This is a genomic window from Pseudoalteromonas sp. GB56, assembly GCF_054923835.1.
In genome coordinates this window covers 2,115,179-2,136,322 of sequence record NZ_JBPCHK010000001.1, presented here as the reverse complement: position 1 = coordinate 2,136,322, position 21,144 = coordinate 2,115,179, and the positions used below count along the sequence as shown (strand labels likewise).

Below are 21,144 nucleotides of genomic sequence, written 5' to 3'. Positions count from 1 at the left end.
CGATGAAAGAGGAAGCATTAATTGCTTCCTTTTTTTATACCTACCGCATACCCTTGAACTCAAGGTTAAAGAAACTAGCTAGTTAGAAATAGGGAAATTATGAAAACGACACTGAGTATTGTTAGCATGCTAATGGCGTTGCATGTTAGTGCCAGCTCTATTCCTATGAGTGAGCAGATTGACACATTAATGAATAGTGCTATCACCCCCTCAGCACCCGGCTGTAATTTAGGGATAATACATAACAATGAATTTATTCATAAAGCAGGATATGGATTAGCTAATTTAGAGTTAGGTGTGCCACTCGATGGCAATCAAGTACATCGTATGGCGTCGGTTTCTAAACAGTTCACAGCAATGGCGGTGTTGATCCTTGCCCAGCAAGGTCATATTGACTTAGACAAAGATATTCATACCTATATCCCAGATTTACCGAAATACCAAGCAAAAGTAACGGTGCGCCAAATGCTAGACCATGTTGCGGGCATGGGAGATTACGACCTTATCGCGCCGTCATTTGAGGGTGAGAAAAGCGAGCAAGCTATTGAGTTAAAGTCTGCAGCAGGCGGGCATTTCCGCCTCGGCAATGAAGATTACTTAACGATTGACGAATTTTATGAAGTGGTTAAAACGGTACCGCTCGCTTTGGAGCCAAACACGGAGTTTAGCTACTCAAACCTTGCCTATTTTTTGTTAGCTATGGTGGTAGAAGAAGTATCAGGGAAATCGCTTCGCCAATTTAGCGACGAATTTATGTTCAAACCGCTGGGCATGTCACACACATTCTTCAGTGATAACCCCGTCGAGATTGTTAAAAATCGTGCCTCAGGGTACAAAAAAAATGACAATGGCGAGTATGTTACAGACATGACTAACTTGTTTTGGGTAGGCGATGGCGGTTTACATACAAATTTGGATGACATGCTGCTGTGGAATAAACACTTCAATGAACCACAACTTGGCCAAGACCCAATAGCCCTTATCGCAATGATGAATACCGCTAATGAATCTTTAAAACCGGCCGCCGAAGTCAGCTATGCCAATGGTCAATTTGTAAAACAATACCAAGGGGTTACTGAATATGCTCACTCCGGAGGTTGGCTGGGTACATCTACCTACTTTGCTCGTTATCCAGAACTTAAGTTATCGTTTAGCTTGATGTGTAATGACGTATCAAATGACAAAGTATTCGGTGCTTATAAGGAGATACGAGATTTGGTATTTGCAGAAGTACTCAACAAACAAGGAGAGTCGCGATGATAAGAGCGAGTGTAGTCATATTCTTAATACTGTTGTTAAGCGGTTGCTCAAAACCTTTACCTGAAGATAAAAAGGCTTATGTTGGCTTTTGGACCAGTCCTGAGATGCGTCTATTGATTGTTAGTGACGGCACGGTGGATTACGAACGCATTAAAAATGGCGGTAGAACGACAATCAATGCGCCCTTAAAAGCCTTTGAAGGAGATGACTTCATCGTTGGTATTGGCTTTTTTGATACTCGTTTTGTTGTTAGCCAGACCCCCCAATTAATCGATGGGAAATGGGTAATGACGGTGGATGGCGTAACACTGACAAAGCAAGAATAGGTGCATACAAGGGTCATATTTGGCGCTTATGTATATTGCAAACTACCTTTAGACACTGAAATACATAGTAACTACTTTTTGGAGGTTATATGGAAGCCATTGCAATCATGGGGATGACATTCGGCACGCTAGGCATGACCTTTGGGCTAATCACCTTTTCAAAACTCACCCGTCTAGAGCGCCAACTGCACAACAAAGGGGTGCTAGACAAACCACAAACTTGATTATTGTTGCAACAAACAAACCACTCTTAATTCACTCTCTGCAATCTATCGCACAGTCATGTGATTTGAACGTGCGTATAAATCCAAGCTGATCACAGGCCTGTTACACTACGTATAGTCACAATTGATTTACAAAACTTTTTACGAATTATCTCTACAGGGTGGTGTACATTGCGTTTATTCGTACTTTTATCTTTAACATTCCTCGTCAGTACTCCCATTGCGTCAGCCAAGGCAACGAGTGTGGTTGTTCAGCAGGTGGTAACAGAAAGTAGTCAGCAACAGGTGCAGGCTGTTGGCAGCGCGCAAGCTGTTCGCTCTGTGATGCTCTATCCTGCGGTAGGGGATAGAGTCACCGCTGTGCACTTTACCCCTGGGCAAGAGGTCAAAGAAGGTGACTCTTTGGTTGAATTAGACGCTCGCCAACAAAAAGCGGCACTCGATGAAGCACAAATTCGTTTAGCTGATGCCGAGCGAACCTTAGCCCGTTTAAAAAATAGTTATGACAAAGGCGCTATTCCAAAAAGTGAATTAGACGATGCCCTGACAGCCAGAGACCTAGCCAAAGTATTGGTGGTCAAGGCCCAAGCGGAACTTGAAGATAGAACAGTTAGAGCCCCTTTTAGTGGTGTAATGGGACTCACCGATGTTGAAGTGGGCGACCGAATCACAGAACAAACCGCAATAGCCAGTATTGATGACACTCGTGCGCTATACGTTAATTTTAACGCTCCAGAGGCAGCTCTTGCTATGCTGCGCGGTGGTACACAAGTGAGCGTCGAGCCTTGGCAGGGCGCTGACAAAGTAAGAGCAAGCATCGCCCAGATCGACTCAAGAATAGACCCTCAAAATCGCACCATCCGTGTAAAAGCAAAAATAGATAATCAGGATAATACTGTCCTTCCCGGAATGAGTTTTCGTGTTTATTTGGAAATGAAAGGCGCGCAATATGCTGTCGTGCCAGAGGCGGCGATGTTGTGGGGAGCCACAGGCCCTTACGTTTGGAAGAGCGTCGACAACGTCGCAACACGCGTTGACGTAAACATCGCACAGCGTTTATCTGGGCGATTACTCGTCAGTGGCGACTTAGCGCCAGGAGAATTACTTATTGTTGAGGGAATACAAAGGCTAAGACCTAATCAAGAAGTTGCCTTTGAGCAAATCCAGATTGCTCAGGAGTACTAACAATGAGTGAACAATCATCACAACAAATGCACGATTTGCCATCGATGGCCATTCGTCGACCTGTACTTATTGTTGTGCTCAACTTGCTGATCATCATCGCGGGTATTGCAGCTATTGCAGGCGTTGAAGTGCGTGAATTACCGGATGTTGATCGTCCACGAATTACCGTATCAGCGTCTTTCCCCGGAGGATCCCCCGAAACTGTAGATACTGAGGTGACAAGCAAACTCGAAGGTGCGGTTGCACGAGTCAGCGGCGTTAAATCTATTCGGGCACAAAGCGAAGAAGGCAGTAGCCGTATCGTGGTCGAGTTCCGACCAGGTGTGAATCTCGACGACGCAGCCAATGAGACCCGAGAGTCGGTATCTCGGGTGCAACGCGAGTTACCTGAAGAAGTTGAACGGGTCTCTATTATAAAAGCTGACAACGATGCTGAAGCGGTGGTATCGATGACGGTCAGTAGCGAAACGTTATCACTCGAAGCACTCACTGAGAGGGTTGAAGTTGATTTAGCGCCACAATTTTTGACCATACCTGGTGTGGCTGATGTGCGCCTCAATGGCGATCGTGAGCGTGTGTTAAGAGTGCGCATTGACCCACTCAAACTGAGTAGTTTTAACCTCACTGTACCTGACGTAGCGGATGCGTTGCGACAGGCGCCTTTTGACGTGCCTGCGGGTAGTTTGAAATCAAATGATCAGCAATTGATAGTCAGAGCCGACGCAACATCTATCAACGCTGAGCAAGTCGGCGATATTATCGTCAGAGGTGATACGTACGTTGCTGATATTGCATCAGTGTATTTTGGTCCAGCTGACCCTCGTTCTATGGTGCGACTCGATGGCAAGCCAGTTATTGGGATGGAAGTCATTCGTCAGGCGCAGTCAAACACCATTGAAATCTCAGATGAGGTTTTGATGTTGATGGAGCGCTTGCGCGAACGCTTCCCGGAAATGGAATTTACCCTGACATCAGACGACGCCCAGTTTATTCGCAGCTCAGTGGATGAGGTACTGAATTCTTTAGCGTTAACCATTGTGCTAGTAGTCATCACCCTGTGGGTATTCATTGGTTCATGGCGCGCAACCTTAGTGCCTGCATTTGCAATACCCGTAGCGCTTATTGGTTCCTTAGCGTTGATTTGGGCCTTGGGCTTTTCCATTAATATTCTGACCCTTTTGGCCTTAGTGTTGGCCACCGGTTTGATTGTCGATGATGCCATCGTGGTCAGTGAAAACATCCAACGTCAACGCAGCTTCGGTTTGGGAAGACGTGCTGCTGCAGTTATCGGCACGCGTGAAGTGTTTTTCGCTGTGGTCGCAACAACCGCAGTGCTAGCGGCTGTGTTTGTGCCTATAGCATTCTTACCGTCAACCGCAGGGCGATTATTCCGAGAGTTTGGTGGGGTACTCGCAGGGGCGGTGATTATATCCAGTTTTGTGGCGCTATCGCTGGTGCCTGCACTAACCTCCAAACTGAAGCTCAAATCCGGGGGCAGTCATATTTTTTCGGGGTTAGGGCACACGTTAGCCAACGTATATAAATGGTGTATCACCAAGGTGCTTGACCATGCTTGGATGGTGTTTGCAGCATGCGTGTTAGTGGCGCTCGCCTCAGGTGCTTTATACACGCAACTAGAGAATGAGTTATTGCCTAGCGAGGACCGCGGAAAAATTCGTATCTTTGCCCGTGGGCCAGATGGGGTTGGCCTTAATTTCATGGATAGGCAAGCACAAAAAATGGAAGATATCTTGCTACCCTATGTACAAAGCGGCGAAATAGAATCTATTTACACTGTGGTGGGGCAATGGGACCCGAATATTGTATTTATCACGGTGCCGCTCAAGCATTGGCACGAAAGGCATTTTTCACAGCAAGAAATCATTAATAAAATTCGTGGGCCGCTTGGAGACATTCCTGGCGCACCGGCACGTGCGTTTGGCTCAAATAGTTTAAACCTGCGTGGACAAGGCGGCGGTGTTGAGCTCGCTTTGTTAGGCCAAGACTACAAAGCGATTTTTGCCGCTGCTCAGGATTTTGCTAAAGTCGTGGAAGCTACAATTCCTGAAGTCGCCCCCGTGCGTATTTCCTACCAACCGTCACAACCACAATTGCGAGTCAACATAGACCGCAGACGCGCAAAAGAGCTGGGTGTTTCGCTCAGTGATATAGCAATCACGTTGCGTTCGGCTATCAATGGTGACGATATCGCTGATTTGAACGTAGGCGATCAGTCCATTCCTATTATGTTACAGGCACAAAATCGCGTCATTAACTCACCAACAGATCTAGCTAATCTATACGTGGGTGGTGCAAATGGTATGTTGGTGCCACTAAGCTCTGTGGCGACCATCAGTGAAGAGGGAGTTGCGGCTGAATTGGAACGTCACGCTCAGCGCAGAGCCATCGAAGTGGATATGGAACTTCCACCGAACATGAGCATGGCCGATTTAGTAAGCCAACTACGTGATTTGGCGCAGGACAACTTACCAGCTAGCGTAACTTTGGCATTTAAGGGCGAAGCCCTGACCTTTGAAGAAACCGCAAATGAAGTATTACTCACTTATGTGTTGGCGTTCATCATTGTTTTGTTAGTGTTGGCGGCGCAGTTCGAAAGCGTCAATAGCGCCATCGTGGTGATGATTACAGTACCTTTCGGTATAACCAGTGCAATTCTAGCGCTTTATTTAACGGGTACATCACTCAATATCTTTTCGCAGATTGGTTTGGTGATGCTGATAGGCTTGATAGCCAAAAATGCGATATTACTGGTGGAGTTTGCCGATCAACTCCGTGACCGAGGCCATGCAGTAAGAGAAGCTGTAGAGCAAGCCGCACTTGTTCGCCTTCGACCTATTGCTATGACCTTGGTATCAACTCTGTTAGGCGCCTTACCTTTAATTCTATCAACCGGAGCGGGTGCAGAAGCTCGTAATGCTATTGGTTGGGTTGTATTCGGTGGGTTGGCGTTGGCCGTATTGTTCACCTTATTCTTAACACCAGTTGTGTATCTCGGCCTAGCACGTTTCACTGCCCCCAGAGCTGATGAAAGTAAAAAACTGGCGTCGGAATTGTCCGAAGTAAACTAATCAAGATGTCCGCTAATGTGAGCGGACATTTTTTTTTACTTACTTTTATATTAAGCTTCAATCTATTAGCACTAGTTTAGGGACAACTTCATGCAAGTTGAACAGTTGGAGATAGTGCAATTCCTGAGCGGGCATTCTCCCTTTGATGAATTACCACAAGACGCACTAGTCAATCTTGCTACGCAGGTCGAAGTTGCTTACTACCGTGGTGGCACTGAAATTTTACATTACGGTGAAGACATCGACGACTTGTATGTCATCCGCTCTGGAGCGGTTGAGTCCTATCGGCGTAGCGGTGAACTTTATAATCGTATGGATAGTGGCGGCATATTTGGACAAATGGGCTTATTAATGAACCGTAAGGTTCGCTTTCCTGTTACCGCAATTGAGGATACCTTAGTTTATTGCATCGATGCCGACCTCTTTAGTGAGTACTGTGATAAGCATGAAGCGTTTGCAGACTACTTTGAAGCAGAAGGAAATGTTAGGCTACATCAAGCTGTTGCAGAGCATGCTGACAGCAACGATTTGACGACAGCGAAAGTCAAATCACTGTTACATCGTGATGTCGTCACCGTGACGGTGAACGCCTCAATACAAGCAGTTGCAACGTTAATGACTGAGGAACACACGTCGAGCGTCTTGGTTACCGATCCGGATAAACCAATCAGTAACGATCCAGACGAAGATGATGGCCAAGTCGTCGGAATCATAACAGACCGTGATATCCGTTCTAAGGTCGTTGCACAGGGGAGAACATTGAGCATCACTGCGGGCGAAGTGATGACGACAGAACCGATCTTACTTGACGCTAACAGCTATGTCTTTGAGGCTGTCTTAGCCATGTTGCGCGAAGGCCAACATCATTTACCAATTATCCACAAACGCAAGCCTATTGGTGTTATTACTCTGTCCGACATTTTGCGCTACGAGTCTCAAAGCAGTTTGTTATTAGTTCGTGGCATTTTAGCTCAACAAAGTGTAGAAGACCTCACTCACTATGCTAATCAATTGCCCAATGTTTTTGTACGTATGGTCAATGAAGATGCGAATTCTCATATGGTCGGCACTGCAATGGCAGTCATAGGCAGAACCTTTAAACAAAAGCTTTTAGCGTTGGCACAAGAACAACTTGGTCCGCCGCCCGTTCCGTACTGTTTTATTGCGTTAGGGTCAATGGCGCGCGATGAGCAACTGATTGTCACCGATCAGGACAACGCCCTTATATTAGATGACAGTTATGATGACGCCCAGCACGGTGAATATTTTCAGCAGCTGGCCGATTTTGTGTGTGATGGCCTTGCACAATGCGGTTATGCATATTGTGAAGGTGAGATTATGGCGTCATTTAAAAAATGGCGGTTAACGCGCAGCGAGTGGAAGGAAACATTTGCGTCGTGGATAGCCGAGCCAAAACCCCAAGCATTGCTGCATAGCTCTATATTTTTCGACTTAGATGGCGTTTGGGGTAAAGTAAAATGGGCGGATGAATTGAAAGCGTTTATCGCTACCCAAGGACGTGCGAACAAGCGTTTCCTTGCCAACTTGGCAACAAATGCTCGTAATCGAACGCCACCACTTGGGTTCTTTAAAGGTTTTGTTTTAGAGCACGATGGTGAACACAAACGGTCTATGAATTTAAAGCGCAGAGGAACCGCGCCATTAAGTGATGTCATTCGTGTGCATGCGTTGGCAGTTGGATCTCGCAAACAGAACTCATTTGAACGTTTAGAAGACATCATAGATGCCAATTTGCTCCCGCCGGGCAAAGCGCAAGATTTACGAGACGCACTTGAATACATAGCGATGACTCGAATACGCCATCAAGCCTGGCAAATAGAGCAGGGTGAACAACCCGACAACAGCCTAGACCCAAACCTACTATCACCTTTTGAACAGCGCAACCTAAAAGAGGCGTTTGCGATATTGGAAAAGGCGCAAAGCTTTTTGAAATTCAAATATCAAACTAATACTGGAATCAACTAGTGTTCTCGAAGCCTCAAAATCTAGATTGGCAATCGCGCTATCATGAATTAGCCAAGACTGCGATTAGTCCAGTTCTTAGAGATTTCTATTGTGCCAACAATACAACACCAAACACGGCGGTAAGTGAGGTTCAATTCGTTGCTATGGACTTTGAGACAACAGGGTTAGATAGTCTTAAGGATGACATCGTGAGCATTGGATTGGTGCCATTTAATTGGAGACGTATCTTTTGTAATAACTCACGTCACTGGCTATTAAATCCAACACAAAGATTGGCATCAGAATCTATCGTGATCCATGGTATCACTCATTCTGAAATCGAAGGCGCACCAGATTTGAGCGCGCTCATTCCTGAGCTATTCCAGGCAATTAAAGGTAAAGTGGTTGTTGTTCATTATCAGGAAATCGAACGTCCCTTTTTAGCAAATGCTTTATTAAATCGAATTGGTGAAGGGGTTGAGTTTGCAGTTGTCGATACCATGGAACTGGAACGTCGCGCATTGACCGTGCGCCGCGGATTGTTTGGAAAGCTATTGAGGCAAAAGTTGGGGTCGCTGCGTTTAGGGGATTGCAGAACGCGCTATAACCTACCGAGTTATGGTGCTCATAATGCGATGACCGATGCCTTAGCAACGGCTGAGCTTTTACAGGCACAACTGGCATATCATTATCGAAGTGATACGCCAATCCAACAATTGTGGATTTAGCTAGAAAAAACGCCGCAGAGTGCGGCGCTTTTTGCAATTAAACAAAGGGCTATGTTCTAGGCTCGGTGCGAAGCCCTAATACAAGGCTAATACACATAAGTATCAGTACGATAGTAAAAGGCAAACCAGTAGACACAGCGCCAGCCTGCAGCGCTTCAATTGCTTCTTTACCACCTATCCACAGTAGTGCCGCGGCGATAGCACCTTCAATCGTGGCCCAAAAGATACGTTGTGGCACGGGCGCATCCACTTTACCGCCCGCGGTAATGGAATCGATCACCAACGAACCTGAGTCCGATGAGGTGATAAAGAACACGAGTACCAAAACAATGGCGATAAATGACAAGATGTTTGTCATTGGCAGGGCATCAAACATTCGGAACATTGCTAAAGGTACGTCTGTTAAGCCTTTCTCGCCAAGTGTTCCAACGCCATTTATGATTTGATCAATGGCAATACCACCGTAAATGGACATCCATAAAGCCGTAACCACAGTGGGAATCAATAGCACTGCGATAAGGAATTCACGAATCGTACGTCCCTTAGACACACGAGCGATAAACATACCGACAAACGGTGACCAAGAAATCCACCAAGCCCAATAGAAAACGGTCCAAGCATGCATCCAAGTCTCATCCTCGCGCCCATGTGGGTTACTCAGTGGAATGATATTTTCTACATAACCCATCAAGGTATTGGGGAGGTTGCCAACCGCTGCAGCAAAACCTACTAGCGCGACGAATATTAAAAGTAAAAATGCCAAGCCCATGTTGAGGTTACTCAGGACTTTAACACCACCGTCGATACCACGCACGACAGAAATGATAGCAAGCAGTGTTACACCCGCGATAACGCCAATCTGAAGGCCAATGCCGCCCTGGGTACCAAATACATGATTAAATCCTGCTGATGCTTGTTGCGCGCCCAATCCTAGAGAGGTAGCCAGACCAAATAAGGTCGCCAAAACCGCTAAGATATCGATAATATGGCCTGGCCATCCCCATGCTCTATCACCAAGTAACGGATAAAAAATAGAGCGGATAGATAAGGGTAAGCCTTTGTTATAAGAGAAAAAGGCTAAAGATAATGCGACCACTGCGTATATTGCCCATGGGTGGAGGCCCCAATGAAACATGGTTGCGCCCATCGCTGCTTTGGCTGCTTCAGGGCTATTTGCTTCTACCCCAAGTGGCGTTTCGTACCAGCCTGTAAAATAAGCCACAGGTTCAGCTACACCCCAAAACATTAAGCCGATGCCCATACCGGCCGCAAACAGCATGGCAAGCCAAGAAATGCGTGAGTGTGAAGGAACGGCGTCTTGCCCACCGAGTGTGATCTTTCCCCATGGAGAGACAATAAGCACTAAACAAAACACCACAAATAGATTTGCTGACCACATGAACACAGCATCGAAGTTGTTGATGATATCCCACTTGATACCATCTAGGGCAGCTTTTGCGGTGTCAGGTTCGGTTACCAAAATGGCAACTAAGAAAAGAATTATCAGTGCGGCACTGGTGCCGAATACAGGGTTATGGACATCAAACCCCCATTTTTGAATGTTGTCTTGGCCAACGGTGTAATCCGTATTTTCTATACTGTACTTGTCATGATGCTCACTCATGTATACCTCTAGGTTAGTTGCCATATATTGCAAGAAAGACCTAGTTGAGTTAATCCAACAACAACAAAGAAAAGTTCGTAGACTAACTAAAATAGACCCCGTTATAAGTACAATAGTTTAGAGATTTATACATAAATGTAAATTGCAAACTAAACGATTGCTGAATTTGTGCGCATAATTAGTATATACGAGGCAAAAAAAAGAGACGTTCAAGAACGTCTCTTTAAAATTTAAATTATTTCTAGTGAAACTATTTTACAATGTCCATTTCCTCGATAAGATTCTGGGCATTATCGACATTTTCCATGAGCCACAACATGTAGCGAGTATCTACGTGGATTGAACGATTGAGGCTTGGGTCATAATCCCAATCACCAATAATGCTCTCGCTGACACCGTCAAACAGCAGACCAACCAATTCAGCTCTTCCGTTTAGAGTAGGAGAGCCGGAGTTACCGCCTGTGGTATCAACAGTACTTAGGAAGTTAACGGGTACCGAGTCTAATTCTTTCACTTTGTATGAGCCGTAAACTTTTTCAGCGATTTTCTCCATTTGCGCTTTTGGTGCGTCAAATGGTTCTACCCCTGTGTACTTTTCGCTAATGCCTTCAAGCGTCGTGAATGGGGTGTATGTCACCGCATCACGGGGGGTATAGCCTTTAACCGTACCGTAAGTTACACGCAACGTACTGTTGGCATCGGCATATACAGGCAAGCCTTGCTCTTTATTGTAGGCGATAATCGCGGCCATGTACTGCGGGCGAATCGCACTCAATTCACCACTGAGCATTTTCTTCTCTTGCTCACGCTTTTGGAAATCGTCATACGTCGCGACAGCTAAGGCGATGAATGGGTCGTTACTTTGTTTGAAGTCTTCAACCGATTTTTCCATCCAACCGAGGCGCTGTTCTTCGTTGTTTAGTGAAGTGTTTTCATACATCTTCGCTAAGCGCGCGTGCATGTCGTCTTTGTTGTATTTCTTGTCTAAGCCGAGGGCTTTATCAAGAGAAGCAATTCGGTCGTTTTTGTCTAGCTGCGCATACAAATCAACAAAGTGTGCCAATAATGCCATATCGACTTTGTCATCGTAACGGCGAGAAAGGCTTGTCATGCCAGCTTTAAAGCGTGTCATATCACGGTCTTGGAAGCCAGGCTCACGCTCTGCATCAGGGCGTTGTTGTTCATTGGCAAGACGATATAAACGACTTGCCGTTGACATCATTGCGCTACGACCCATGTAACCTAGGATAAGGTCTAACTCGCTGTCAGCTTGTGATTTCGCAATAAGTGTATCGAGTTCTTTAAGAACGCTTGCATATTGCTTTTTACGCTTCTTGTCAGCATTGATCCAGGTACTCAAATCATTGGCAAGTTTGTCTTTGCGTTCTTGCATGTCCGTTTTTTGGTACGAGTTGATCATGCCGCCATAGTTTTTAGCGTAGTTCGCAAGTCCTGCCAAGGTACTTTCATAAGCGATACGCGCCTTAGAACCTTCTGGTGAATTTTCTTTTATGATATCAATAGATTGTTCGCGATATGCTTTAGCAGTAGGGTAGACACTGGTGAACTGATGCGTCACTTCGCTTGCAGTGCGGTAACGGTTAGTGCGACCAGGGTAACCAGTCACCATGACAAAGTCACCTTCTTCAACACCTTTAGCGCTAACTTTTAAGAAAGAATCTGAGCTAAACGGTACATTGTCTTCACTGTAGGGCGCTGGTTTACCGTCTTTGTTTACGTAAGCGCGATAGAACGAGTAATCACCTGTGTGACGTGGCCACATCCAGTTATCGATGTCGCCGCCGTATTTACCAACACCCAATGCAGGGTTGTACACTAAACGCACGTCCTGAATTTCCAGCGACTTAATGAGGTAGTATTCAAGGCCGCCGTGAAAGGTGTACACGTTACAGCGGTAACCCGCATCTTGTTCACACTCCGCAACAAGTGCTTTCTCAGCATTTTCAACTGCTAGATAGCGCTCGTTACCATTCATATCGTCTGATAAGTTTGCGTTAACCTTGTCAGTTACGTTTTTAACTTCTTCCGTTACATACACACGTGAGCCTGGAGAAGCTGGCAGTTCGTCGTTAAATGTTTTAGCAAGGAAACCATCTTTTAAGATGTTGTTTTCAGGTGTTGAATTATATTGAATCGAGCCATACGCGCAGTGATGATTGGTCACTACCAAGCCCTTTGGAGATACGAACGAAGCAGTACAGCCGCCTAAGCTGATCACTGCGTTCATAGGGAACTCTGTAAGCTTTGAAATATTTTTAGGGTCTATTTCAAGGCCTTTTTCTTTAAGAACGGATTCTAATTCTGGTAGTTGGTGTGGTTGCCACATACCTTCATCTGCAAAAGCAGGAGCGAGAGTAGACGCGAGTAGCGCAGCGCCGATAATAGATAAACGCATAGTTTCTTCCTGATTATTGTTATATCGGGACGCAGTGTCGCGCACACAAAGAGACTGTGCAACTTTTTACCTTTACAGAATGTTTCAGCGTGTAAATTATATTCTACGCTATGAGAGAAAAAGCACAGCGATTGCTGTGCTTTACCGATAATGAATGATTAGGCTTTGTAAGCCGCGTTATGAATGTTTGCAGCGCGCCCAGATGGGTCTGCATTATTTTGAAATGACTCGTCCCACAGCAATGCTTCTGGTGTAGAGCAGGCAACCGACTTACCATGGGGCACGCAACGTGTTGCCGCGCCACCTGGGAAGTGTTGCTCGAAGATGCTGCGATAGAAATACGCCTCTTTGGTTTCAGGCGTGTTCACAGGGAACTTGTAATTGGCGTTTTGCATGTCTCTGTCGCTGACTTGCTGCTCGACATATTCCTTAAGAGAATCTATCCAGTTGTAGCCTACGCCGTCTGAAAATTGCTCTTTTTGACGCCACAATACGTCATCCGGTAGATAACCTTCAAACGCCTGACGCACGATGTGTTTCTCGATACGACCGTCTTTGCACATCTTTGCTTCGGGATTGATTCGCATAGCAACGTCGACAAATTCTTTGTCAAGGAAGGGAACTCGCGCTTCAACACCCCACGCCGCCATTGATTTATTCGCGCGTAGGCAGTCAAACATATGTAATTTAGCGACTTTTCGGTTTAACTCCTCATGGAACTCTTGTGCGTTAGGCGCCTTATGGAAGTACAAATAACCACCGAATAACTCATCAGCCCCTTCACCAGATAGCACCATTTTTATGCCCATCGCCTTTATTTGGCGAGCCATTAAGTACATAGGTGTCGATGCGCGCACGGTTGTGACGTCATAAGTCTCAAGGTGATAAATCACTTCTTTGAGCGCATCAATACCCTGTTGCACAGTAAAATGAATAGGGTGGTGAATAGTACCAATTTGCTCGGCTACTTTTGCCGCAGCGGCTAAATCGGGAGAACCTTCGAGACCGATAGAAAATGAATGTAAGCGCGGCCACCAAGCATCGCTGGCGTCATTGTCTTCAACACGTTTTGCAGCAAATTTTTGTGTGATTGCAGAGATAACGGATGAATCTAGGCCACCTGATAACAAGACACCGTAAGGAACATCACACATTAGCTGGCGTTTTACCGCTGCTTCAAGCCCAGCTTTAACATCCTCTGGGCTGGCGTCGTTATCACGTACTGCATCGAATTGTTGCCAATCTCGTTGGTAGTAACTGACGTATTCGCCTACTTCACTGTCAAGATAATGTCCTGGAGGGAATTCTTCTATGTGATTACAAATAGGAGTGAGCGCTTTTAATTCACTGGCGACATAAAAGTTGCCGTGCTCGTCTCGCCCTGTGTACAAAGGCACAATTCCAATATGGTCGCGACCAATAAGGTATTTATCTTTTTGCTCGTCATACAAGCAAAACGCAAATATGCCATTAAGATCATCTAAAAACTGACTGCCTTTTTGCTCATAAAGGGCAAGAATTACTTCACAGTCACTTTGTGTTTGAAACTCAAAATCGATATCTAAGTCTGCGGCGAGCTGTTTGTGATTATAAATCTCACCGTTTACCGCGAGTACATGGGTCTTTTGTGGATTATAAAGTGGCTGTGCGCCGCTTTGCACACCAACGATAGCCAAGCGCTCATGCACTAAAATGGCGTTGTCGCTGCTGTATACACCTGACCAATCTGGGCCACGGTGGCGCAGCAGTTTTGACATATCAATTGCTTGTTCTCGCAACTGTTCGACGCTGGATTTGATATCCAACACCCCGAAAATTGAACACATACTAGGTTTCCTCATTCCTAATTACTTCACCTCATTTGTAACAGAAAAAATATGCTAAGTCACACGGCTTGCACCGCTTAATTAGGAAAATTTATGCGCCAAGTTGATGCGGCTTAGTGTACGATTGCATCAAATTGGTGCAAGGCGGGGTGGTGAGGCGAAATATTAAACGATAACGGAGGCTAATTGAAGCTAGGTGTGGTGCATCACACTGTGTGTGTGCACCAAAAGGGAACGTGCGGTGGCCAACGTTTACGCCAGTATATGCTCTTGTGCAATCCGTAATCTGTTGAAGTGAGCTTGGTGCTGGTGGTTGAGTTTAACTGCGTCCTCGATTGTTACCGCCTTGAAGGTGAGGGCATCACCCCCGCGATATTGTCCCAAGCGTGGTAAGTCTGCACTAATGACTTGTCCAAGGATGGGATAACCTCCCGTTGTTTGGCAGTCATTGAGTAGCACGATGGGTTCACCACTGGGCGGTACTTGAATGGTACCGGGACACACGGCGGTAGTGCGAATGCTCAAACTATGTTGCAGGCGTTGTTCTACATATTCGGTGGCCAGTCTTAGTCCCATACGATTGCTTTGTGCGGACACCGACCAAGAACCTGTAGTAAAGTGATCTGCAGCGTTCGCTTGGAGCCCGTGCGGGCGAGGGTCGGCAATAAAATGTATAGGCCCTTTGCGTTGGGGGAGGTGTGCCCCCCACGCAGTGCGTGTGCGCGTAGTTTTTTGATAAGGCACGATGTCGTTAGCTTGTAATAATTGACCATTATTGGCGCCAAGCTGCGCCATCATGTCTACGCTTGTGCTGCCAAGCATAAGCTCGCACCCAAATCCGCCCGCTATGGCAAGATAGCAACGCAGTTGTTTTGCCGACGTCGCAAAGGTGATGACTTGCCCAGCACTCGCTTCATAGCACCAACCCACGTCGATACGTTTACCATCTAGATTGGCACTTAAGTCAGCACCACTGAGGGCAAATAACGTAGCTGATTGAAATTCTAATTTGGCCATGCCTAAGGTTATTTCGAGTGCTGGGGCATTTTCGTCATTGCCGACAAGCATATTGGCAATGCGCAGTGCATCACTGTCAATGGCGCCACATTGAGAAATCCCTATATGTCGATGACCGACACGACCGAGGTCTTGAACACTGAGTTGTGGTCCGGGTTTGATGACTGTAAGCATTATCTCTCCTCCACAAAACTGACTGTATCACCAGGAGCGAACAACGACGCAGGGTTTCTGTTGGCATCAAACAGACTGACGTTGGTGTGCCCTATGATATGCCAGCCACCAGGGGAGTTTGCGGGGTAAATTGCGGTTTTGTCACCGGCAATGGCGACACTCCCTTTGGGTACGAGCGTTCTAGGTAAGTCCAAGCGCGGCAATTGAATTTCTTTAGGCAGCCCACTCATATAGGCAAAACCGGGCTGGAATCCGATAAAATCGACATCATATTTAACACTACAGTGAGCCTCGATAATCTGCGATTGGGTGAGTCCACAGTGTTTGGCAACTTTTGGCAAATCCAAAGCGGCATCTGAACCATAAATAATTGGAATGACATGGTGTTGACCAACCACGCTGGTGACGTCACATTGCTGCCAAAGTCTCAGACATTGTCGCTCAACAGCTAAGAGGTCTGCATCGCTATCACAGTAAAGGGTTACGCTTTGATCAGCACTTACCGCATCAATGATGTCCTTGTCAGCCAGCATGTGTTTAGCAACGAAGTTGACCAAACGCTGTTTTTGGATGTGCGCAAGTTCACTTAGGGCACCACAGTCTAATACTAGGCAGGTGTCGTTAAGTGCGTAGAACTCCGGCTTTGGAAATGATGCTGACATGGATGCCTGTTCCTCTGAGCGTTTTTAGTGTTGTTGTGTAATTTATTATTCCACAAGATGCCATGTGTGAAAATACTTTATGCTTCGGGCAGTAGCATTGCGCTAACGGCACCGGCAATGCCCATGACACTGTAAATTAAAATTAATTCTGCATTACTGAGCCAGTTACCCAAAAACCCAAGACTGCCAAAAAGCAGTAAACAAACGCCGATTACAGTGTTACTCACGGCAACGTAATCGGTTCGTTTATTGCCCTCTGCCATATCAACCAAATAAGTTTTGCGCCCTAATCGCACTCCTTGATGGGCGATGGTGAGCAATAAATACATACCCGGCATAAATACTAATGATGCAAGTAGAGTGTTTGCATAAGTCGCCACTAAATACACTACCACGCCATTGACACTCACCATGGATGCAGCAAACACAAGCACATGTTTTGAGGATAAGTCGCTTAAGCGCCCCCAAATTGGCCCAGAAACCAAGGATGCCAACCCTGATAATCCCATAAACAAGGCTAATAAAGAGAAGTTAAAAGCTTGTTCAGATGCAACAATAATATAAAACGGCGCGCTTAATGCTGAGCACAGCAACAAAGCGCGCGTAATGACAAAGTGGGCAAAGCGTTTGTCCTCTTTCAACAAACTGATTTTTTTCAACGCGTGTTTTAAGCCATTGCGTCCGCCTTCAGTGGCGCCGGGGTACTCGTCAATTTTGGCGTAAAATGCCGCGGCTAATAGCCATACCAGTGCACCCGCGCTAAGTGCTAATAACACAGAAATTTTGTCGCCTTGTTGCTGAAAATACCAAAGCCCGAGTCCAAAGGTAATGGTAGCAAGCCCAGCGGCACTCGCAGCGAAGCCCGATAAACTGCCACGTTGCTTCTTAGGAATGACCTTCCCGAGCACGTCCTTCGCGGCTACAGAATTGAATCCCCGCGCAAGTGAAAAAACAATCAGCAGGGCAATAATGGCGTAACCTGCGGTGTTGCCTTGTAAAAAGAGCCCAACAGCCACCATGGCTAAAATACACAACGACTGGACAACCGCACCACATACCCATACCCATTTGCGAACGGCTAATGTGCGCACGTAGTCAGCAATGGCTAGTTGCGGTAACAAGGAACCTGACTCTCGAATCGGCACAAGCCACGCAATAAATGCGCTAGGTACTTGAAGCGCCTGCATCAGCCACGGCAGCGTAACTTTTGGGTTGAGTAGCGCGTCACCAAACTGGCTAAGGATTTGTGAAAATAGCAAGGTCACATAATTACCAGGAACGGCAGTGCAGGCATTTTCATCAATGCCTTTACAGGCACGAGCATCCTCGACATTGGCGAGGCGATTGTATATTTCTTCTAGGCTAAGCTTCTTTTTCATAGGCTCATTCGAATAAATAGTGTGTTTGTACGGTCATCTAAAGAGAGCGGGTATACGTACCTGTATTAGAGTAGTCCATTTTCTCTTCGTTAGTGTAATGAGGTTATTATGTTTAACAAGCTGTTTTTAAGCGTAATTTTTATAGTGTTGGGCACATTGGTTCACGCCCAAAACGCGGACGATTCAAACAAGATGTCTGATGCCACACAACAAATTGTATTGGGCGCGGGGTGTTTTTGGGGGGTAGAAAAGCGCTTTGAAGCCCTCGATGGCGTACTCAATGCACAAGCGGGTTATGCTGATGGTCGCGGTTTTAAACCCACCTACAAAAACATCATTGCCAGTAAACGGCGTTTCGATGACAACAATTATGCAGAGGTTGTAAAAGTCACTTACAACGCGAACGCAATAAGTACGGAGCATATTCTACAGTTTTACTTTGAGCAGCATGATCCGACGCAAATTAATCGCCAGGGTAACGATAAGGGCACTCAATATCGCTCGGTCATTCTCACCACCAGTGATGAGCAACAACACACTGCGCGAAAAGTGAAAGAACAGTATCAAACGTTACTGACACAAGCAGGTTATGGAACAATTGCAACCGTAATTAAACCGCTTGAAAAGTTCCACCTAGCTGAAACCTATCACCAAGATTACTTGAAAAAGAACCCGAATGGTTATTGCCCAGATCACTCAACGGGCGTGCGATTTGCTAAAAACCAAGACGAGAAGGTTGATAATGATGCAATCAAAACAGGCAAACACATTGTGGTGTTAGATGCGCGTGGCTATTGTCCTTATTGTGAGAAATTTAAAAAAGACGTACTCAATAGTTATCAAGGCACAGTGCCGGTCCATCTGCGCTACGCCTCGCAACTAGATGGCCTGCAAATTAGCTCACAAACATTTGCTACGCCCACTGTGTTGTTTTTAGAAAATGGTAAAGAAGTGGCCGGTTACCAAGGCTACATGGAGCCTGCATTGTTTTATCAAGCATTAGGGGCCTTTAAACTCGGTGACTCAGAAGCCTACAGAGTGGCGTTTAATAAAGGCACCGATGGGCGTTTTTGTAAACAGTATGAAATTTTCAAAAATACCCCAGATGGTGTGTTTGTAGATAAGTTATCCGGCGCGCCATTATTCGACACTCGAGACAGGTTTAATTCTGGCACAGGTTGGTTGTCATTTACAAAACCTGTTGCTAACCAAGTGACCCGACATAAGGACAACAGCTATGGAATGCAGCGTGTTGAGATTCGTTCTAAGTCATCTGGCATCCATCTTGGCCATGTATTCGATAATGAAGGCCCTGGTGGCAAACCCCGCTATTGTATTAATGCCACGGTATTAGAGTTTGTAGGTCGTGATGATTTTAACGCGAGTCATGAAGCAGACAAGGGGGCTAAAAAGGTAATGTGGGTGTGTAGGGCACGGTTTATTTAGTGCCCATTTTTTTCTGTTATTTTTCGATATGGAAGGGTTGCTTATACCTGAGCGTGTGGCTTTACCCGATGGTGTAATCGCGGGTGCAACCGCGGGTGCAACCGCGGGTGCAACCCGACCGCAGTCTCATTATTTCTTGAACACGGGTCATCAGCTATCATCGACAAGTACAAGCCGCACAGTGTGATTAATGAACCGGTGCTATCTAGTCACTTGAGTCACTTTTTCACCACATGTTCTACTTATTTTTAATGCACTGTATAAATATACAGTCAAGGTTGGTTGGCGGCCAACGACCCATTACAGCGTACTATTTGGCGTAAAAAATACGTCTAATAACAATGCACAAAAAAGCCACGTAATCACATCGCCATTCTATAACTCAATAATTGCTATATAGTTAGTAGGTATATGCACAGTATTTAGCAGAACTTATATGACAGTAACTAGCTCCGCCGAGACCATCAAAGATGTATCTCAAGAATCTCTAACGGCCATGTTCAATGACTATTTTGCGTTAGCGCAGGGTGCGTTAACGAGTATGGAATTTGTGATGCAGCTGAGCATTGTCGCCTCCATCTATTTGTTTTCCTTTCTCATCGCTAGCCGTTTACGGCGGAAGATCTCGCCTATCAAGGAATCTGCAGAGAATAGCGCTCATTCGTTGCAATCAGTCGTTAATCGTTTTTTAGACGTTGTGTTCCCGATGATGGCCATATCATTTTTAACTTTGGCTACCTTACTAGGCGAACGTTACGACATCGAAACATGGCTAATTAATACCGTACTTATCATCGCTGTTTTGGTCTTTCTCAATACCGTGGTCGGCGCGGTTGTTGAGGGTGAAAATCTCATCGCCTTTATGCGTTGGGTGGTATTACCTTTGGTTTTTTTGCATCTGGTGGGGATTTTGCCGCACATCATCGCGATGTTAGAAACCGTGGCGATAAATATCGGCAATGTTGAGGTGTCGTTCTATGGTATTGGCCGAGTATTGGTATTTGGCATCGTCCTTTTTTGGCTTGGAAGAGCTTTTCGCATGGTTGGGCGTAATCTTATTCGCAATCATAAGAACCTCGATGTAACGACCAAAGAAGTCTTCACCAAAGTGTTTGAAGTCGCTCTGTTTTGTATCGGCTTTTTGGTACTGCTCAACATCATGGGCATTAACCTTACAGCGCTGGCGGTATTCGGTGGTGCATTGGGTGTAGGTTTGGGTTTAGGCTTGCAAACCATCGCCTCAAATTTCATATCTGGGATTATTATTCTGCTTGACCATTCACTCACAATTGGTGATTTTGTTGAGCTTGAAGATGGTAGCAAAGGCTTTGTACGCGAATTTAGGATGCGTTACACCGTGCTTGAAACCTATGACGGAAAAGATATTTTGGTACCGAATGAGAAGTTCATCAATTCGTTACTGACCAACTGGACCCACAAAGACCCGAAACAGCGTTATCGAATCGATTTCAGCGTGGCTTATAAAACCGATATCCGTGCGATGTGCGACATTATCCGTGCTGCCGTTGCTGAACATCCACAGGTAATAAGTGGCGACGATATCCCGTTTGAAGAGCGTCCAGATTGTGAAATCGACTCATTTGGTGATTCTGGTGTCAACATGTTCGTGGAGTTTTGGATGTATGGCGTTGACGATGGTAAAAATCGCGTAGGCGGCGATCTGTTACTCATGGTTTTTGAAACGTTGCGTGAACACAATATCGAAATTCCATTCCCGCAAAGGGAAGTGAGGGTACTCAATGACAAGGAATTGTCAGCGCTAAAAGCCCATACAGCGCGCAAAGTTGATGAATAATCTATGA

15 protein-coding genes are annotated in these 21,144 nt (G+C 45.8%); 9 read left to right on the top strand and 6 right to left on the bottom strand.

Annotation, left to right across the window (positions count from 1 at the left end; all coding sequences use genetic code 11):
- Positions 1-99: 99 nt before the first annotated feature.
- The 7 genes from ACH19P_RS10135 to ACH19P_RS10105 all read left to right on the top strand — a co-directional run bounded on the left by ACH19P_RS10135 (position 100) and on the right by ACH19P_RS10105 (position 8,777).
- Positions 100-1,260 carry a serine hydrolase domain-containing protein gene (locus ACH19P_RS10135; protein ID WP_462158440.1) on the top strand — a complete coding sequence of 387 codons (1,161 nt, stop codon included), beginning with the start codon at positions 100-102 and terminating at the stop codon, positions 1,258-1,260.
- Positions 1,257-1,586: a hypothetical protein gene (locus ACH19P_RS10130; RefSeq protein WP_462158439.1), complete on the top strand. Its 330-nt coding sequence runs from the start codon at positions 1,257-1,259 to the stop codon at positions 1,584-1,586. Before ACH19P_RS10135 ends, ACH19P_RS10130 begins: the two co-directional genes overlap by 4 nt.
- Positions 1,587-1,675: 89 nt before the next feature.
- Positions 1,676-1,810: a hypothetical protein gene (locus tag ACH19P_RS10125; protein WP_462158438.1), complete on the top strand. Its 135-nt coding sequence runs from the start codon at positions 1,676-1,678 to the stop codon at positions 1,808-1,810.
- A 171-nt stretch (positions 1,811-1,981) separates the two neighbouring features.
- Positions 1,982-2,995 carry an efflux RND transporter periplasmic adaptor subunit gene (locus tag ACH19P_RS10120; protein WP_462158437.1) on the top strand — a complete coding sequence of 338 codons (1,014 nt, stop codon included), beginning with the start codon at positions 1,982-1,984 and terminating at the stop codon, positions 2,993-2,995.
- Between the two features lie 2 nt (positions 2,996-2,997).
- Positions 2,998-6,084, top strand: coding sequence for an efflux RND transporter permease subunit (locus ACH19P_RS10115; RefSeq protein ID WP_462158436.1), 3,087 nt, complete (start codon positions 2,998-3,000; stop codon positions 6,082-6,084).
- 90 nt (positions 6,085-6,174) lie between these two features.
- The gene (locus tag ACH19P_RS10110; RefSeq protein WP_462158435.1) at positions 6,175-8,070 is read left to right on the top strand and encodes a DUF294 nucleotidyltransferase-like domain-containing protein; all 1,896 of its coding nucleotides are present in this window, start codon (positions 6,175-6,177) and stop codon (positions 8,068-8,070) included.
- Positions 8,070-8,777: a 3'-5' exonuclease gene (locus tag ACH19P_RS10105; protein WP_462158434.1), complete on the top strand. Its 708-nt coding sequence runs from the start codon at positions 8,070-8,072 to the stop codon at positions 8,775-8,777. Before ACH19P_RS10110 ends, ACH19P_RS10105 begins: the two co-directional genes overlap by 1 nt.
- A 49-nt stretch (positions 8,778-8,826) precedes the next feature.
- On the opposite strand, the gene ACH19P_RS10100 is transcribed toward ACH19P_RS10105, so the two are convergent.
- The 6 genes from ACH19P_RS10100 to ACH19P_RS10075 all read right to left on the bottom strand — a co-directional run bounded on the left by ACH19P_RS10100 (position 8,827) and on the right by ACH19P_RS10075 (position 17,875).
- Positions 8,827-10,401: a BCCT family transporter gene (locus ACH19P_RS10100; RefSeq protein ID WP_462158433.1), complete on the bottom strand. Its 1,575-nt coding sequence runs from the start codon at positions 10,399-10,401 to the stop codon at positions 8,827-8,829.
- 250 nt (positions 10,402-10,651) lie between these two features.
- Positions 10,652-12,817 (bottom strand): S46 family peptidase, encoded by a 2,166-nt coding sequence (locus ACH19P_RS10095; protein WP_462158432.1) that lies wholly within the window; start codon positions 12,815-12,817, stop codon positions 10,652-10,654.
- Between the two features lie 158 nt (positions 12,818-12,975).
- A complete protein-coding gene (gene asnB / locus ACH19P_RS10090; RefSeq protein ID WP_462158431.1) occupies positions 12,976-14,643 on the bottom strand; it encodes an asparagine synthase B in 1,668 nt (555 codons plus the stop codon).
- A gap of 252 nt (positions 14,644-14,895) precedes the next feature.
- Positions 14,896-15,834 carry a 5-oxoprolinase subunit C family protein gene (locus ACH19P_RS10085; RefSeq protein WP_462158430.1) on the bottom strand — a complete coding sequence of 313 codons (939 nt, stop codon included), beginning with the start codon at positions 15,832-15,834 and terminating at the stop codon, positions 14,896-14,898.
- Positions 15,834-16,496: a 5-oxoprolinase subunit PxpB gene (pxpB, locus tag ACH19P_RS10080; protein ID WP_462158429.1), complete on the bottom strand. Its 663-nt coding sequence runs from the start codon at positions 16,494-16,496 to the stop codon at positions 15,834-15,836. The genes ACH19P_RS10085 and pxpB overlap by 1 nt, the downstream gene beginning before the upstream one ends.
- Before the next feature lie 77 nt (positions 16,497-16,573).
- Complete coding sequence (locus ACH19P_RS10075) at positions 16,574-17,875, bottom strand: MFS transporter (RefSeq protein ID WP_462158428.1); 1,302 nt, start codon at positions 17,873-17,875, stop codon at positions 16,574-16,576.
- 108 nt (positions 17,876-17,983) lie between these two features.
- Here ACH19P_RS10075 and msrA point away from each other — a divergent pair, with 108 nt between their 5' ends.
- Both msrA and ACH19P_RS10065 read left to right on the top strand, forming a co-directional pair.
- The gene (gene msrA, locus ACH19P_RS10070; protein ID WP_462158427.1) at positions 17,984-19,321 is read left to right on the top strand and encodes a peptide-methionine (S)-S-oxide reductase MsrA; all 1,338 of its coding nucleotides are present in this window, start codon (positions 17,984-17,986) and stop codon (positions 19,319-19,321) included.
- A gap of 436 nt (positions 19,322-19,757) precedes the next feature.
- Positions 19,758-21,137 carry a mechanosensitive ion channel family protein gene (locus ACH19P_RS10065; protein ID WP_462158426.1) on the top strand — a complete coding sequence of 460 codons (1,380 nt, stop codon included), beginning with the start codon at positions 19,758-19,760 and terminating at the stop codon, positions 21,135-21,137.
- Positions 21,138-21,144 lie beyond the last annotated feature (7 nt).

Coding starts and splice junctions, on each gene's coding strand:
- ACH19P_RS10125 (WP_462158438.1), top strand. CDS start 1,676: ATGGAAGCCATTGCAATCATGGGGATGACATTCGGCACGCTAGGCATG.
- ACH19P_RS10075 (WP_462158428.1), bottom strand. CDS start 17,875: ATGAAAAAGAAGCTTAGCCTAGAAGAAATATACAATCGCCTCGCCAAT.
- ACH19P_RS10065 (WP_462158426.1), top strand. CDS start 19,758: ATGACAGTAACTAGCTCCGCCGAGACCATCAAAGATGTATCTCAAGAA.
- ACH19P_RS10095 (WP_462158432.1), bottom strand. CDS start 12,817: ATGCGTTTATCTATTATCGGCGCTGCGCTACTCGCGTCTACTCTCGCT.
- ACH19P_RS10085 (WP_462158430.1), bottom strand. CDS start 15,834: ATGCTTACAGTCATCAAACCCGGACCACAACTCAGTGTTCAAGACCTC.
- asnB (WP_462158431.1), bottom strand. CDS start 14,643: ATGTGTTCAATTTTCGGGGTGTTGGATATCAAATCCAGCGTCGAACAG.
- ACH19P_RS10135 (WP_462158440.1), top strand. CDS start 100: ATGAAAACGACACTGAGTATTGTTAGCATGCTAATGGCGTTGCATGTT.
- ACH19P_RS10130 (WP_462158439.1), top strand. CDS start 1,257: ATGATAAGAGCGAGTGTAGTCATATTCTTAATACTGTTGTTAAGCGGT.
- ACH19P_RS10110 (WP_462158435.1), top strand. CDS start 6,175: ATGCAAGTTGAACAGTTGGAGATAGTGCAATTCCTGAGCGGGCATTCT.
- pxpB (WP_462158429.1), bottom strand. CDS start 16,496: ATGTCAGCATCATTTCCAAAGCCGGAGTTCTACGCACTTAACGACACC.
- ACH19P_RS10100 (WP_462158433.1), bottom strand. CDS start 10,401: ATGAGTGAGCATCATGACAAGTACAGTATAGAAAATACGGATTACACC.
- msrA (WP_462158427.1), top strand. CDS start 17,984: ATGTTTAACAAGCTGTTTTTAAGCGTAATTTTTATAGTGTTGGGCACA.
- ACH19P_RS10115 (WP_462158436.1), top strand. CDS start 2,998: ATGAGTGAACAATCATCACAACAAATGCACGATTTGCCATCGATGGCC.